Source organism: Roseburia faecis, from assembly GCF_001406815.1.
GTDB classification, from domain to species: Bacteria; Bacillota; Clostridia; order Lachnospirales; family Lachnospiraceae; genus Roseburia; species Roseburia faecis.
Genome location: NZ_CVRR01000015.1, coordinates 24,022 through 37,732 on the forward strand (window position 1 = coordinate 24,022; position 13,711 = coordinate 37,732).

Consider the following 13,711-nt stretch of genomic DNA (forward strand, 5'->3'; position numbering starts at 1 on the left):
ATGATTCATGGGGGATTCACACAAATAATTTCAGAATATTGAACAGAACACCATCGAATGCATTTCCTAAGAAATCAAGATTCTTTATATAAGAATTCCACACAAAAAGCCACGCAGTAAAATATTTTGGCTGCGTGGCTTTACATATTATTTGGTGCAGTCATCCTTGATTGTATTTTTATACCTACGGTTTCTTTTGCTTTTTGGGGGCAAAATCCTTCATGCCAGGAATAGCACCTCCGGCTACAGCCCAGAAATACAGGCTTGCCACACTGCAATACGGACTTAATCTCCGCCGGTATTTTTCGAACAGTTTGCGGTCGATTTTTCTGTGGTGATAAACCATCCGCATGCCGCGTTGGATTGCCAGATCACCAAAACTCAATACATTTGGACGCTGCATACAAAACAACAGAATCATTTCCGCGGTCCAGACACCAATTCCCTGTAAAGAAGATAATTCTTTTATGGCTTCTTCGTCCGATTTTTTCCAGATTCCGTCAATATCAAAAGTTCCGTCCTTTACTTTTTGGGCAAAATCGGTAATATACTCTGCCTTTTTGAAGGTAATTCCCAGTGACTGTAAATTGGAAACTCCGGCACTCAGTATGGTATCTGCGTTAATGATACCATACTGATCCTTCATTCGTTTCCAGATGGTTGCCTGTGCTTTTGTTGAAATCTGCTGACCGATGATATGATGAATTACGGCTGAAAATAAATCGGTGTCAACTTCCCGTTCAATCATTCCGATTTTATCGATAATTTCTGCAAGGCGTTTATCTTTCTGTTTGAGGTATGTAATCTCTTTTTCTCCGTATGCAAAAAACATTTTTATCATCCTTTTTATAACTGTATTGTAATAATTTACCATATTATTATATCACTTAACAGGACAATAAAATTATAAAAAGGAAAAATCATAATAGCCATTAAAATGATTTTATTTTATCTATAAAAACAATTATTTTGATGGTTATTTCTTTATTTAGATAAAAAAAGGTGTTAAATTGTGTTATTGATTGAAATGCTCAATCATGATATGGATTATGTTGTGTCCCTAAAAATCCCCCCCGAAGAAATTGCAGATCCATCAGTCTTCCAAGGGAAATCAGCTTAAGTGGGAAAACAAAGGGGTGTGGTATAAAGCAGATTACACCGGATATGAAGGACTAAGTGAATATCTGATTTCGAATTTGTTGTGCAGGTCAACACTGCATGAGGCAGAATTTGTCCGGTATGAGCCGGAGCAGATGCGGTACAGGCAAAAAATTTATGAGGGTGTGAAAAGTGAAAATTTTTCTTTCTTGAGAATATGACCATCGGGAGCATTTAAACCAAAAATCAGAACGTGTACAGAAAAAAACACAGGCAGAAGGAGTATAATCAAATGACTATTCGAAGAGCAAACGAAAACGACATCCCAAGACTGCTGGAACTGTTAGAGCAGGTGCTTCAGATCCATGCAGATATCCGGCCGGATATTTTTATCCCGGGAACCACAAAATACACAAACGAAGAACTTGCACAGATGATAAAGGATGATACCAAACCGATTTATGTTGCAGCAGATGAGAATGACAACTGTCTCGGCTATGCATTCTGTCAGTTACGGGAGCAGCCATTTTCCAACAATATGGTGCCGTTTACCTCGCTTTTTATCGATGATCTGTGTGTCGATGCAAGTACCAGAGGACAGCACATCGGAGAGAAGTTGTTTGTGCATGTAAAAGAGGAGGCAAAGCGTTTAGGCTGCTATGAAGTGACGCTTAATGTCTGGGCGGGAAATACCTCGGCGGAGAAATTTTATGAAAAGATGGGGCTGAAAACCAAGGAGCAGCAGATGGAGTATATTTTATGATAAATATCCGAAGTGCAAAACAAATGGATCTTGCCCGGATTGAAACGATATACAACCACATTCATGATGAGGAAGTTGGCATTGTATCGTGTTTAACGGGATTCCGGATGTACAGCTTGTGTGTCTTGAAAAATACCGGCTAATCTAAAATACAACTTTAGATTAGCCGGTATATTTTTATTGATTTTGTATATATTAACGACTATAATAAAATCAGAGTTTAGATTAGCCGGAGGTTTGTTATGCCATATATACAAAGAGCGATAACGCCAATATTGAAACAAAGAGTGTCTACCAGCAAGTGCATGTTACTGGTAGGAGCCAGACAGGTCGGGAAATCAACACTTATAAAGCATGAATTCCAGGATTTTAACCGGGCAAATTTTGATGACAGACTGACAAGAATGCAGGCGAAGGAAGAACCTAAATTGTTTTTTTTAAACAATCCACAGCCGCTTTTTATAGATGAGGTTCAAAAAGAAAGCAGTATTCTGGAAGATATCAAGCAGATTGCCGATGAATCGGATGAGCGAGGGATGTTTATTCTTTCCGGTTCTCAGAAACTTGAACTTATGAAAGGCATGAGTGAATCGTTGGCAGGAAGAGTGTCAATCTCAGAGCTTACCGGATTATCCATGCGGGAGATTTATGGTGTAAAATTTAACCGGCATTTTATCCCAACCGATGCATATATCAAAGAACGTGAAAAAGAGATTGTAAAATATGACAATATATGGGAAATTATCCACAAAGGATCTTATCCCGAGCTTTATGATATAGACAGGGACTGGCAAGAATATTATTCTTCTTACGTTGCAACTTATCTGGAGAGGGATATCAATGAACTGGTGGCGGCAGATGGTATTACATTTACCAAATTTCTGACGGCAGTTGCTGCAAGAACAGGTGAACTTCTCAATTATTCCAACATAGCAGGAGACGTCGGGGTAAGTGAGCCGACAATTAAGAACTGGATATCTATTTTGGAAAGAACCGGAATTGTATATCTGCTCCAGCCGTATAGTGCGAGCGCACTTAAAAGGGCAATAAAGACACCAAAACTTTATTTCCGGGATACCGGACTGGCATGTTATCTTACCAGATGGCTTACTGCCGAAACATTGAAATGTTCAGCGGTTGCAGGGAATATGTTTGAGACATTTGTAGTGTCTGAAATTTTAAAATCCTATTCCAACGAGGGCAAAGATTACAGATTTAACATTTTTTATTACAGAGGGAAAGACAGAAATGCTTCTGGTGAAAACGAAATTGATCTTGTGATAGAGGAGGATGGAGTCTTATATCCGGTCGAGATTAAAATGTCCGGCAATCCCAGGGCAGATATGGGAGCAACGAATCAGGTACTGGATAAGGTAAGTGATAAAAAAAGAGGTCTCGGAGTTATTTTATGTCTGATTGATAAAAAGACATATTTAAGAGAAAATCTTGTTGCATTACCGATCGAATTTATATAAAAGGGGTGATCCCATGATGCTAATGTGTAAAAACACACCTGTTTACGACATAGAGAAAGAAAAAACATTAAATTATAATCTTCTTCCGGGGCTGATGCAGCAAAAAGGTGCAGACAATCACACCTTCACAAAATGGATGAAATACCGCTATTCCTCAGGTACCAACACGATAGCACGGAAATTAAAGGGCATCACATTCGGACAGGGAGCGCGTATGCGCATTAACCGTGAGACTAGAGCGTTGAGTTTCAGCGACTGTTACTGGACAAAAGCTGAGGATGATTCGATATGTTTTGAGGAGATCAGTCCGTATTACAAACCATTCTGGGACGGAAACGAAGAATTTACGGGACAGGCGGCACCGACACTCTACGTGGGTGGTGCACTGTCAAAGGAATGGAAACAGGACGGAAAGCTCTACAAATATGGGGATATTTCTGTGGAACTGCAATGTATTAAGCTTTGCAGGGAATGCGGAATTTCTGTAGAAAGAGCAGATGAGACAGACGGAGGAATCGCAATTTCTAATATAACTTCCCCAAAGGTGATGCTTGAGCAGGCAGATCAGTCGGGAAGAATTGATCCGGATGATTTTGATGAGCAGACGATTATAGATCTGTTTGGAAAAGCCGGAGCGCAAATGCTTATTATAGATGCGATAATCGGAAATGGAGACCGGCATGCAGGTAATTTTGGCTGGATTAGAAATACGGATACCGGAGAGTATGTGGGCATGGCGCCGTTGTATGACTTTGATCATGCATTAGACAGCACGTTAGAGTCTGACCGGCTTTTAACAGATGCGGTTAAATTTTGTATGCCGTATGAGGATGAGATGGTGCGCATTGCGGGTATAGCCCAGGGATCGGAAAACGAAGTATTTAAGAAACGGGCACAGAGCATTATGAAGTTGCTTGATGCCGGAAAATGAGGTAGTGATGTACCTGAATTCGGAAATATTTTCTATGAAGCAAAAATCAGAAAACAATTGGTGCCTGACACAATAAACAACGGGCGAGACAGGCATAGAACAAAGAATTATGCAGCTTTTTCCACCTCAAATTTCCAGATATGCCGGATTTGTGGCAAAAGTCGATCCATATCCCAGTGTTTTTCGCTGTTTTTGGGGCTGTTGGGATCATTGACGACAACGCGTCCTTCGGAATCGATGCCGGTGAGAACAATGAAATGTCCACTATAAGTAAAATCTCCGGGCAGCATGGAGCAGATCATCGGGGTGGATGAGGTAAGATTTTGCCGGATATAATCGTTATTTATGGTTCCCTCTGTGGATGTAAGGCCCAGCTTTTTTGCACCCGCAGTCATCAGATCCCACGAAGTGCCCTGTCCACTGATATAATAACCCTGTTTTTGCGAAAATTGTGCCACTTTATAAGGATTCCACGTTGCTTTTCCAGTTAATCCGCAGATAACCATAGAAAGTGAAGTTGGACCACAACCATTGACACCAAGGAAATTGCTGCCATATGTTTTGTACCCCCATCGCTTATCCCACTGGATGAATAGAGGAATGTTGTCTTTTCTTACTTCGTGTGACACATCAAGGTCAAAGGATTTGTTTTTGTATTTGTGATAATTTTCTACAAAATCGGTTGCTTCCGGATATTTTTGCTCAAACTCGATAAGAGAATCTGGGAGTTGTTCGTGCATGGCTGTTTCGTAGGATTGATGGGAATAAAATCCGATGATGATGAAAAATATTAAAAATAATGGTAGAAAAATTTTTCTTTTGCGTTTCTTTTTTTTCTGTTTCATTATACGGTCTCTTTTCTTTTGTTTTCCTAAACGGATAGTTTAAGCATAGCATATATGTTTTAAAATAAGTCTTAATATTTCTTAACAAATCTTAACATTTTTACAGAGTGAAATTATGTTATAAAAATATGGTACAATACTATATAAATTAAATAATGCTTGATAAATGGGAGAAAATATGGATGAAATAACAATTTTGATTATTGAAGATGATGAAGATATCCGGGAAAGCGTAAAGATATTGCTGGAAAACGAGGGTTTTCATGTAATTGAAGCGGATAATGGAATGGATGGGCTGCACCAGATTTCAGAGGATACGGATCTTGTTATTTTGGACATTATGATGCCTGGGATTTCTGGCATCAAAACCTGTGAACAAATACGCAAGATTTCCTATGTGCCGATTTTATTTTTGACCGCAAAAAGCAGTGAGAATGATAAAATTATCGGATTTACAGCCGGGGCAGATGATTATCTGGTGAAACCATTTTCTTATGCAGAATTGCTGGCAAGGATAAAGGCATTGTTGCGTCGAAAACAGGTTTATACTTGTGGAAACATGAAAGAAAATGGACAAAATGTGTGGATAAAAAAAGGAGATCTGAAGATCAATACTACAGGAAATAAAGTATTTTCAGGGGATGAGGAGATTTACCTGACGGAAACAGAATATGAAATTTTATCATTAATGCTGAAATACAGGGGAAAAATTTTTTCCGTACAAAACATATATGAGAGCGTCTGGCAGGAGCCGTTTTTCAATAATTCTGCAAATACCGTTATGGTTCATATTCGGAAATTGAGACTGAAAATTGAAAAGAATCCGCAGAAACCGCAAATTATACAAACGGTGTGGGGGAAAGGATACCGCATTGAATAAACGAAAAAGAAAACATCTGATGGAAAAAATGATCGGAATTCTGCTGTTGGGATTTTTTCTTGCACTGCTGTTGTTTTTGCTTATATTTTTTATGGGAAATGGAGCATTAAACCGGTATTTTGAAAGTTCTATGTATCGAAGAAATGTTTCTAAGGAAACCATAGCAATGTTTCAGGAATATGTATCCAGACATCATCTGGCGGCTTCCGACACGGAGCGTATCCGGGAGTGGGCAAAAGAAAACCATATTGGGTATTTTACGATTTCAAGAAAGCGCATGCTGCTTTACGATAATTATTACGCACTTCCAGTTGCCTTGGATCGTACAAAATCAGAGCAATTACACTATACATGGCAATATTTTCAAGAAGTATCGTTTACAGATGGGAATGCAGATGTATTTATATATGTGAATCGTGAGCGAAAGTATTATATCCTGGTAGATGTGGCTGCGGCACTTTGTGGTGTGCTGGTCTGGATTGGAGTGTTTGCGTTTGGTGTAAGCGGATATGTACGGTACATCAGACAATTGAGTGGGGAAGTAGCGAAACTGGAAGATGGATTATGGTCGGTGGATTTTACTATAAAAGGAGAGGATGAGCTGACAGATCTGGCACGCGGTCTGGAGCATATGAAAACAGTTCTTTTGGAGAAGGAAGAAAAAGAACGAAATATGAAAAAGGCACAGAATAAACTGGTTCTGGGGATGGCACATGATTTGCGGACGCCATTGACTGCATTAATGGCATATCTTGAAATTATAAAAAGAGAACCCGAACACGATAAGGTGAAACTTTATGTAAAGAAAACAGTGGGAAAAGCGATTCAGATTAAAAATCTTTCAGATCAGCTATTTGAGTTTTTTCTTATCAATTCAGGGCAGCAGCCACAGATGGAAAAGTCGGAATCCATAGCTTTTGTAATGGAGGATTACTGTTCGGAATTGTGCAATGTATTGCAGACAAATGGCTATACGGTTACACTGGGATGGAAACAGTGGGAGGAAGTAAAGATAAGTGTTTGTTATGATTATATCGGACGCATTATGAATAATTTGTTATCCAATCTTTTGAAGTATGCAGACAAGACAAAAGAAATCCTGTTGGATATGGGAATTTGTCAGGACGAGTTTTTCTTTTCCATTATGAATGCAGCGGCAAATAAAGAACAGGATCATAGAGGAACGGGAATTGGGGTTCATAATATTGAAATCATGATGGAGCAAATGCAGGGCAGATGCGAAGAAGAATGTGGGGAGGAGTCTTATCGGATCTGCCTGTATTTTCCATTAGAAAAATCAGAAAATTCATAAAGAGACTTTCACCTTCTCATTGATATTCAGGCAAAGATGTCTGAGGGAAAATCGGCTGGTTATGAAAAAAGACAGCAAGAACAGGAGCCACGGCTTGTACTCAAATCAGAGTACAGGTCGTGGCTTTTCATACTATGAAATTTAATAGCAACTTATAAATTTACTAATATCTTGTGATAAACGAGCAATTCTCCTAAAATGTATTTGAACCATTGGTGTCTGACACAATAAAAAGTATTACCGTGACTGCCCCTTGCGGTAGTACATGTAGGAGTAGATCACCGGAAAAATGCACGGGAGGATGGCGAGCGCCATAAGCACCCAGATATTCTGGAACGGCGTGGTGACGATCAGAAGGAGCCCTCCGATCACCATGCATTTTCCACCGAACCGGTGCGTGTGATACCAGTTATCGGCATCATTCAGCGCCCACGAAATGCGGAAGCCAATGGTGTAATTCGGCTTTACCGTCGGCAGGAAGTTGCCTAATATCAAGTATAAAACTCCGATGAGCAGCCCACAAAGAAAACCAATATCAAACTGATACCCTAAATTATACCCATAAACCGTGCTGCATACAATGATGGAAAATACCGGGCAGATCCACAGGACAATAAAGAATATTTTTTTGTTGATGCTATTTGCCTTGGGATCAATGTTCGTTGCGATCACGCATACCAGATGCAGGATCAGCATGATCACCGGAAGCCCGAACACTGCAAAAGCCTTGGATGAGTAGCCGTCCGGTTCGTTGCCTGTGCTCCAATGGGTTGCAACGGAATCCGGAAGCTGCTTCCACAAAAGCAATCCGATAAGGATCGGGAGCAGCGTCGCAATCGATGTGAGTAATATCATTTTTTTATGTTGTCTGATCATGGTCATTTCCTCCTTTTAATTCAGTGATCCATAGCATGATCTCCTCAAGCACGGTGGTGTTGAGCTCATAATAGATGAATTTTCCTTCCCGCTCGTCGCGGATCAGGTCTGCCTCCTTCAAAACGGACAGGTGCCGGGAAACCGCCGCACCGGAAATCGAAAAATGGTCGCCGATCTCGCCCGCAGACAGCCGTGATTTCTTGAGCAGATTAAGGATTTCGCGCCTTGTTGGATCGGCAAGCGCGCGAAGCGTATCCTGCATTCCCAAACTTATCCCTCCTACGCTTAACATTTAACTTAATTGTTAAATGTATTATAACATAATACGTGTGGTTTGCAAGGGGAAATTAAAGTGTTTTTTGTAATTGCTCCCATTCATGTTTTAATAATTGATATTCTAAGCGGGTTTTCATTTTACCATCGTGCCATTCATAATCAATATGCTCGGCTTCTTTTATTAACCCGTTTTTCTGCATAACCCTCTCGGAGCCCTTATTCTCTGCCAGACACCCGGTTGTAACTCTGTACACATTGTCTTGTGTGAAGGCATATTCCAGAACCTTCTTCAATGCCTCCGAGGTGTAGCCATTCCCCCAATGCCTCGGATATGTAAAATAGCCCAGATGGACAAGCTTTCCTACCGGAGTGTCGGCTTCAACCGTATACCCGATGCTGCCAACCTGTTCGTGCGTGTCTTTCAGCTCCATGTGACAGAAATAGAATTTCCGCTCCGGGGATTTCATGTCAGACAGGACTTCCGCGAAATCCCGTCTGGCTTCCTCAACGGGATGCAACTGTATGTCCTGCAGATAGTACATGGTCTCGGCATCCATTTTCAATCTGCTGTATGCCTCAAAATCCTTCTCTGTATAATCTCTTAAAATAATGCTCATGTGTGATAAAGTAACACAACTAAAATAAAGAAAGACAGCCCACTATTCCGTAAAATAATGGAGTAATAGAGAAAACGTTTTTTCTATGCTAAAATAGGCATATAAAGTAGAATGACAATCAAGATATACAAGAAAGCACTTAAACTCTACCGTTTGTCATGTAATTGTATAGCTTACTTGCTAGAGTGCAAATGAGTATTTTGATAAGATTTATACACAAAATCAAAAGGAGGAACACATATGGAGTTCGCAGAAAAACTTATAACACTACGCAAAAGTAGAGAATTAACACAGGAACAACTGGCTGAGCAGCTTAATGTTTCAAGACAATCTATTTCAAAATGGGAAAGTGGGCAGGTCATACCCGAAGTAGAAAAGATTGTTGAACTAAGCAAAGTATTCGATGTTACCGTGGATTATCTGTTAAAACCATCAGAGATAGATGAATTATCGGTTAAAACAGAAATTCTGGAACAACAACAGAAACAGATGTTAGTTAGGGAACAGAAACGCACTCAAATTTCCAAAAATATTATGTATTCGATTGGAATTTATTTGATTTTTTTTGCGGTCTATTTCATTGGGCATTTCTATTTTGAAATATGGAATGCTTCTGTAATTCTTGCGGAATTACTCATTGCAACCGCGATTGTAGTTTTTGTTTGGGTAAGGAGTTTTTCCGACAAATCATAAAGAGATAGAATTTGTAGCAAACCCAGCCGAGCCTGTCAACGGTCAAGATGAACGGCGCAAAAGCGCCGCCGTTGACAGCCCCGCCCGTCTTTGCTGTTCGGTAATCAAGAGGGCGACAGCACAAAATGCTGACGCTCTCTGCCATTATTTAGAAGGGGGATTTTCCATGACCGAACACGAAAAGTATCAAGAGCATATCCGGCATACACACGATGTTTTTTGCAAGACCGTCATTCGGCATGCTGCCATAGACGCAGCCCGAAGCATACGCAGCCGCCGCAAGCGGGAACTCTCACTTGAATATCTGATAGAAGAAAAGCACTATCCATTCAGTACCATAGATAAGTATTTTGCGGAGCAAGCTGCCATGAACAGCTATCCTTTTTTCGTCTGCGGTCAGATGGTGCTTTTGGAAAGTCCAGAGCTTGCCACAGCTCTGTCCGCACTATCACAGATGGAACAGGAAATCATTTTCCTATACTACTTCCAACGATGGACGCATAGAGAGATTGGGCAGAGATATGGACGGGCAGGCAACACAACCGGGCGGCGGATTCAGATGATTTTGCGGCAGCTACGGGCAAAGTTGGAGGGCTTGTCCTATGAGCCAGCTACTTCCCTATGAAACAATCGTTAAGGCAAGCGAGGGCGACCCGGAAGCTGTTGCCGCCGTTCTATCCCATTATGCCGGATATATCCGCTCTTGTGCGAAAATGGACGGATAATTGGTGCCTGACACAATAAACACAGGTATAGCTTTAAACTATGACAAACCGCCAAAGAAAGGTATTATACAAATAAACTCTGAGATGGTAGGATAACCTCAGCAAAACAAACAGACAAAAACCAGAAAAGAAACAGGAGGTTATCAAATACATGAGCACATTAAAGACACCATTTCGTTATGATTTTGTAGGAAGTTTTTTAAGACCGGAAAAATTAAAAGCTGCAAAGAAAGCTTTTGAGGAAGGAACCATCACAAAGGAAGAACTCGACCGCATCACCGATGAGTGCGTGACAGAAATTGTTGCAAAGCAGAAAGCAGCAGGCTTCCATGCGATCACCGATGGAGAATTCCGCAGAAAATTCTGGCACCTGGATTTTATGTGGGGATTTGAAGGCGTTGCCCACGAGAAAGATGGCGGCGGTGTACAGTTTAACGGAGAGATGGCAGATCTTGAAGCAACTTATCTCGTAGGAAAGGTAAAAGCAAAAGTACATCCGTTTGTAGAATACTTTAAGTTTTTAAAGCAGTTCGAAGATGAGCAGACCGTTGCAAAATATACGATTCCGGCACCGGCACAGATGTATCAGCAGATGATCGTTCCGCAGAACATCGAGCAGACAAGAAAATTTTATGCAACTGATGAGGAACTGATCGAGGATATCGGAAAGGCATATCAGGATGTAATCAAGCAGTTTTATGCAGCCGGATGTCGCAATCTGCAGCTGGATGACTGTACCTGGGGCGCAATTGTCGGAGATGCCGCAAAGCAGAGATACCAGTCACTTGGTGTTGATATTGAAGAGGTAAAGTCCCGGCTGTTAAAGGTGAATAACCTTGCACTCGAAAACAGACCGGAGGATATGGTGATCACTTCCCACATCTGCCGTGGAAATTATCATTCTACATTCTTTACCAGCGGTCCATACGACTCCGTGGCAGATTACGTGTTTGCGCAGGAGCATGTGGATGCACTGCTTTTGGAGTATGACGATGAAAGATCCGGTGGTTTTGCACCGCTTGCAAAAGTGTCTCCGGACAAGAAAGTTGTACTTGGTCTGATCACAACCAAAAAGCCGGAACTGGAAGATAAGGATAAGGTGATCGCAAGAATTCATGAAGCAGCAAAGTATATTCCGCTGGATCGTCTGTGCCTGAGTCCGCAGTGTGGATTTGCATCCTGTGAGATCGGAAATAAGCTGACCGAAGATCAGCAGTGGGCAAAACTTGCACTTGTGAAGGAAATCGCGGAAGAAGTGTGGAAATAAAACCGAAAAAAATAGGTGAGAAATTTTTTTACCGGTTACTGTTCACAGGGAAACCTGTGGATGGTAACCGGTTTTCTGTTAATGACAGGAAACAAAATCAAAGAAGGCAAAAAAAATAAGAAATTGTTGTAAAATAAAAACCTGAAGCTGGCACTTCAGGTTTTTATTGACCCACTTGGAATCATAATCACTTTTCTTATTTCTGTATTGGCATCTGTAGCTGGCTACTACATTTCTCCGTAATGAACTTTAGAACCTTGGGAGCTGGCACTCCCAAGGTTTTTTAAATAATATGTCATAGAGTTAGCATAAAAGACCGTAAAATATATTACAGACCAAGTGAAAATAAATCTGCGGTTACACTTTGGCTGGAATAAAATATAAAAAATGCTAACACCTTCCGCAATTGGTACATGGCACACATCCCCGGTGCATAAGCTTTGGACGCCAGTCGGAAATCTGTGTGTCATCCCCGGATTTCCAATGTCCGGTATGATAACGGTCGGACACGGTCAGTGTCGCGTGTTCCTGCCGGATTACAAGTGGATATAATGTAATCTGCTCCGGCTGCATACAGTTTTGATGCAGTACCGGAGCATAGTTATGTCCATTTACGGTAATCTGCTGATCGTAGGTTACGATCTCACAGATATCATTTTTTTGTGTAATTGTGGGTGTTTTTGCACATACATATTGTTTTGGAATTTCATAAGTGCCTATCGTGAAAGTTCCGGCAATCGTTTTTATGTTCTGCATGATGGCAGGCCTCTTTACTATTTTATAATCCCTTGTATTATAGTATTAAAATTGAATAACTGTAAAGGAAAATTTTTTATATTTTTTTAGAATTGCTTTGGGATCTGTTAAGTTTTGTCCTCCATACTTACAGACGCATTTAGAAATGAAAACATCTGGAGAAGGTGGCATTTTAAAACGTTATCTGCTATGATAAATAAAAATAATGAAACGCACAAAACCGTGGAAAATGGGTAGAACTATGCAAAAACAGGTTGGAATTGGCAAACAGGATTTTGCAGCATTAAGAGAAAGTCAGTGCTTCTACATTGATAAGACAGATTTCATACGGCAGTGGTGGAACTACAGGGATGATGTTACGCTGATCACACGTCCAAGACGTTTTGGCAAAACCCTTAATATGAGTATGCTCAACTGCTTTTTTCCCAATAAATATGCAGACAGGGGAGATTTGTTTAAAGGACTTGATATCTGGAAAGATTCCGGGTACCGGCAGATTCAGGGCACATATCCTGTTTTATATCTCAGTTTTGCATCGGTAAAAGCGGATAATGTATCTGATGCAAAAAAACAGGTCAAATCCCGGATTGTAAGTCTGTATCAGGATTTTGAATATCTGCTCGAAAATGAAAAACTTATGGAATCCGAAAAAATGGCATACCGGCACATTCTGACAGAGATGGCGGAAATGGATGATATTACCGCGTGTGACAGTCTTAATTATTTGTGCAGATATTTGGAGCATGCATATGAAAAAAAGTAATTATCTTACTGGATGAATACGATACGCCGATGCAGGAAGCGAATGTTTACGGTTATTGGGAAGAAATGACTTCTTTTTTGCGTAATCTGTTTCATGCGACATTTAAGACAAATAAGTATTGTATAGATGGTTTACCAAATCGAAATTGACCGAACTGAAGGTGAAGAATGCTTCTTGTCTAAAGGGCAAGAAGATGGGGATTAGAAAGTGTTTTTTACAAGGAGGTGATTAGGTGAATGATCAATTCATACAAGGAGTAATATTTGATTGGGATAAAATTGATAAGGATAGTTATCTGAAGGGAATCAGGGCTTTTAAGGGAGTTGAAAAACTTGATTTTATATAATTATTTCTCTAACTTTCCCCATTTTATAGGCTTTCCCGCCTGTCCATTAGTGAAATGATATGTAGTTTCCCTTATTTTTGCCCTTATG

17 protein-coding genes are annotated in these 13,711 nt (G+C 40.4%); 11 read left to right on the forward strand and 6 right to left on the reverse strand.

Going from position 1 to position 13,711, the window contains the following annotated elements; genetic code table 11:
- Positions 1-184 precede the first annotated feature (184 nt).
- The gene (locus tag M72_RS06555; RefSeq protein ID WP_055067646.1) at positions 185-832 is read right to left on the reverse strand and encodes a DNA-3-methyladenine glycosylase family protein; all 648 of its coding nucleotides are present in this window, start codon (positions 830-832) and stop codon (positions 185-187) included.
- A 558-nt stretch (positions 833-1,390) separates the two neighbouring features.
- Between M72_RS06555 and M72_RS06565 the strand changes: the two genes are divergently transcribed.
- The 3 genes from M72_RS06565 (at position 1,391) to M72_RS06575 (ending at position 4,267) form a co-directional block, all read left to right on the forward strand.
- A complete protein-coding gene (locus M72_RS06565; RefSeq protein ID WP_055067648.1) occupies positions 1,391-1,861 on the forward strand; it encodes a GNAT family N-acetyltransferase in 471 nt (156 codons plus the stop codon).
- A gap of 305 nt (positions 1,862-2,166) precedes the next feature.
- Complete coding sequence (locus M72_RS06570) at positions 2,167-3,336, forward strand: ATP-binding protein (protein ID WP_330378176.1); 1,170 nt, start codon at positions 2,167-2,169, stop codon at positions 3,334-3,336.
- Positions 3,337-3,349: 13 nt separating this feature from the next.
- The gene (locus tag M72_RS06575; protein ID WP_055067650.1) at positions 3,350-4,267 is read left to right on the forward strand and encodes a hypothetical protein; all 918 of its coding nucleotides are present in this window, start codon (positions 3,350-3,352) and stop codon (positions 4,265-4,267) included.
- 107 nt (positions 4,268-4,374) lie between these two features.
- Here M72_RS06575 and M72_RS06580 read toward each other — a convergent pair whose 3' ends face one another.
- Positions 4,375-5,112, reverse strand: coding sequence for a C39 family peptidase (locus tag M72_RS06580; protein WP_022045013.1), 738 nt, complete (start codon positions 5,110-5,112; stop codon positions 4,375-4,377).
- A 178-nt stretch (positions 5,113-5,290) separates the two neighbouring features.
- Here M72_RS06580 and M72_RS06585 point away from each other — a divergent pair, with 178 nt between their 5' ends.
- Together M72_RS06585 and M72_RS06590 are read left to right on the forward strand one after the other, a co-directional pair.
- Positions 5,291-5,992 (forward strand): response regulator transcription factor, encoded by a 702-nt coding sequence (locus M72_RS06585; protein ID WP_022045014.1) that lies wholly within the window; start codon positions 5,291-5,293, stop codon positions 5,990-5,992.
- Positions 5,993-6,011: 19 nt separating this feature from the next.
- A complete protein-coding gene (locus tag M72_RS06590; RefSeq protein WP_206541813.1) occupies positions 6,012-7,304 on the forward strand; it encodes a HAMP domain-containing sensor histidine kinase in 1,293 nt (430 codons plus the stop codon).
- A 237-nt stretch (positions 7,305-7,541) separates the two neighbouring features.
- On the opposite strand, the gene M72_RS06595 is transcribed toward M72_RS06590, so the two are convergent.
- The 3 genes from M72_RS06595 to M72_RS06605 all read right to left on the reverse strand — a co-directional run bounded on the left by M72_RS06595 (position 7,542) and on the right by M72_RS06605 (position 9,073).
- Positions 7,542-8,180: an SdpI family protein gene (locus tag M72_RS06595; protein ID WP_055067651.1), complete on the reverse strand. Its 639-nt coding sequence runs from the start codon at positions 8,178-8,180 to the stop codon at positions 7,542-7,544.
- Complete coding sequence (locus M72_RS06600; protein WP_206541814.1) at positions 8,164-8,442, reverse strand: autorepressor SdpR family transcription factor; 279 nt, start codon at positions 8,440-8,442, stop codon at positions 8,164-8,166. Before M72_RS06600 ends, M72_RS06595 begins: the two co-directional genes overlap by 17 nt.
- 85 nt (positions 8,443-8,527) lie before the next feature.
- Positions 8,528-9,073 (reverse strand): GNAT family N-acetyltransferase, encoded by a 546-nt coding sequence (locus M72_RS06605; protein ID WP_022045018.1) that lies wholly within the window; start codon positions 9,071-9,073, stop codon positions 8,528-8,530.
- A 240-nt stretch (positions 9,074-9,313) separates the two neighbouring features.
- Between M72_RS06605 and M72_RS06610 the strand changes: the two genes are divergently transcribed.
- The 4 genes from M72_RS06610 to M72_RS06625 all read left to right on the forward strand — a co-directional run bounded on the left by M72_RS06610 (position 9,314) and on the right by M72_RS06625 (position 11,758).
- A complete protein-coding gene (locus M72_RS06610; protein ID WP_007890413.1) occupies positions 9,314-9,766 on the forward strand; it encodes a helix-turn-helix domain-containing protein in 453 nt (150 codons plus the stop codon).
- A gap of 166 nt (positions 9,767-9,932) precedes the next feature.
- Positions 9,933-10,391, forward strand: coding sequence for an RNA polymerase sigma factor (locus M72_RS06615; protein ID WP_055067652.1), 459 nt, complete (start codon positions 9,933-9,935; stop codon positions 10,389-10,391).
- A complete protein-coding gene (locus tag M72_RS06620) occupies positions 10,369-10,491 on the forward strand; it encodes a helix-turn-helix domain-containing protein (protein ID WP_022044784.1) in 123 nt (40 codons plus the stop codon). Before M72_RS06615 ends, M72_RS06620 begins: the two co-directional genes overlap by 23 nt.
- Before the next feature lie 151 nt (positions 10,492-10,642).
- Entirely contained in the window at positions 10,643-11,758 is a 1,116-nt protein-coding gene (locus M72_RS06625) for a 5-methyltetrahydropteroyltriglutamate--homocysteine S-methyltransferase (RefSeq protein WP_055067653.1), read from the forward strand.
- 390 nt (positions 11,759-12,148) lie between these two features.
- Here M72_RS06625 and M72_RS06630 read toward each other — a convergent pair whose 3' ends face one another.
- Positions 12,149-12,514 (reverse strand): hypothetical protein, encoded by a 366-nt coding sequence (locus M72_RS06630; protein ID WP_055067654.1) that lies wholly within the window; start codon positions 12,512-12,514, stop codon positions 12,149-12,151.
- A gap of 241 nt (positions 12,515-12,755) precedes the next feature.
- On the opposite strand from M72_RS06630, the gene M72_RS06635 reads away from it, so the two are divergent.
- Entirely contained in the window at positions 12,756-13,277 is a 522-nt protein-coding gene (locus M72_RS06635; protein ID WP_055067655.1) for an AAA family ATPase, read from the forward strand.
- Between the two features lie 29 nt (positions 13,278-13,306).
- Positions 13,307-13,426 carry a hypothetical protein gene (locus M72_RS18225; protein WP_405560087.1) on the forward strand — a complete coding sequence of 40 codons (120 nt, stop codon included), beginning with the start codon at positions 13,307-13,309 and terminating at the stop codon, positions 13,424-13,426.
- Positions 13,427-13,711 lie beyond the last annotated feature (285 nt).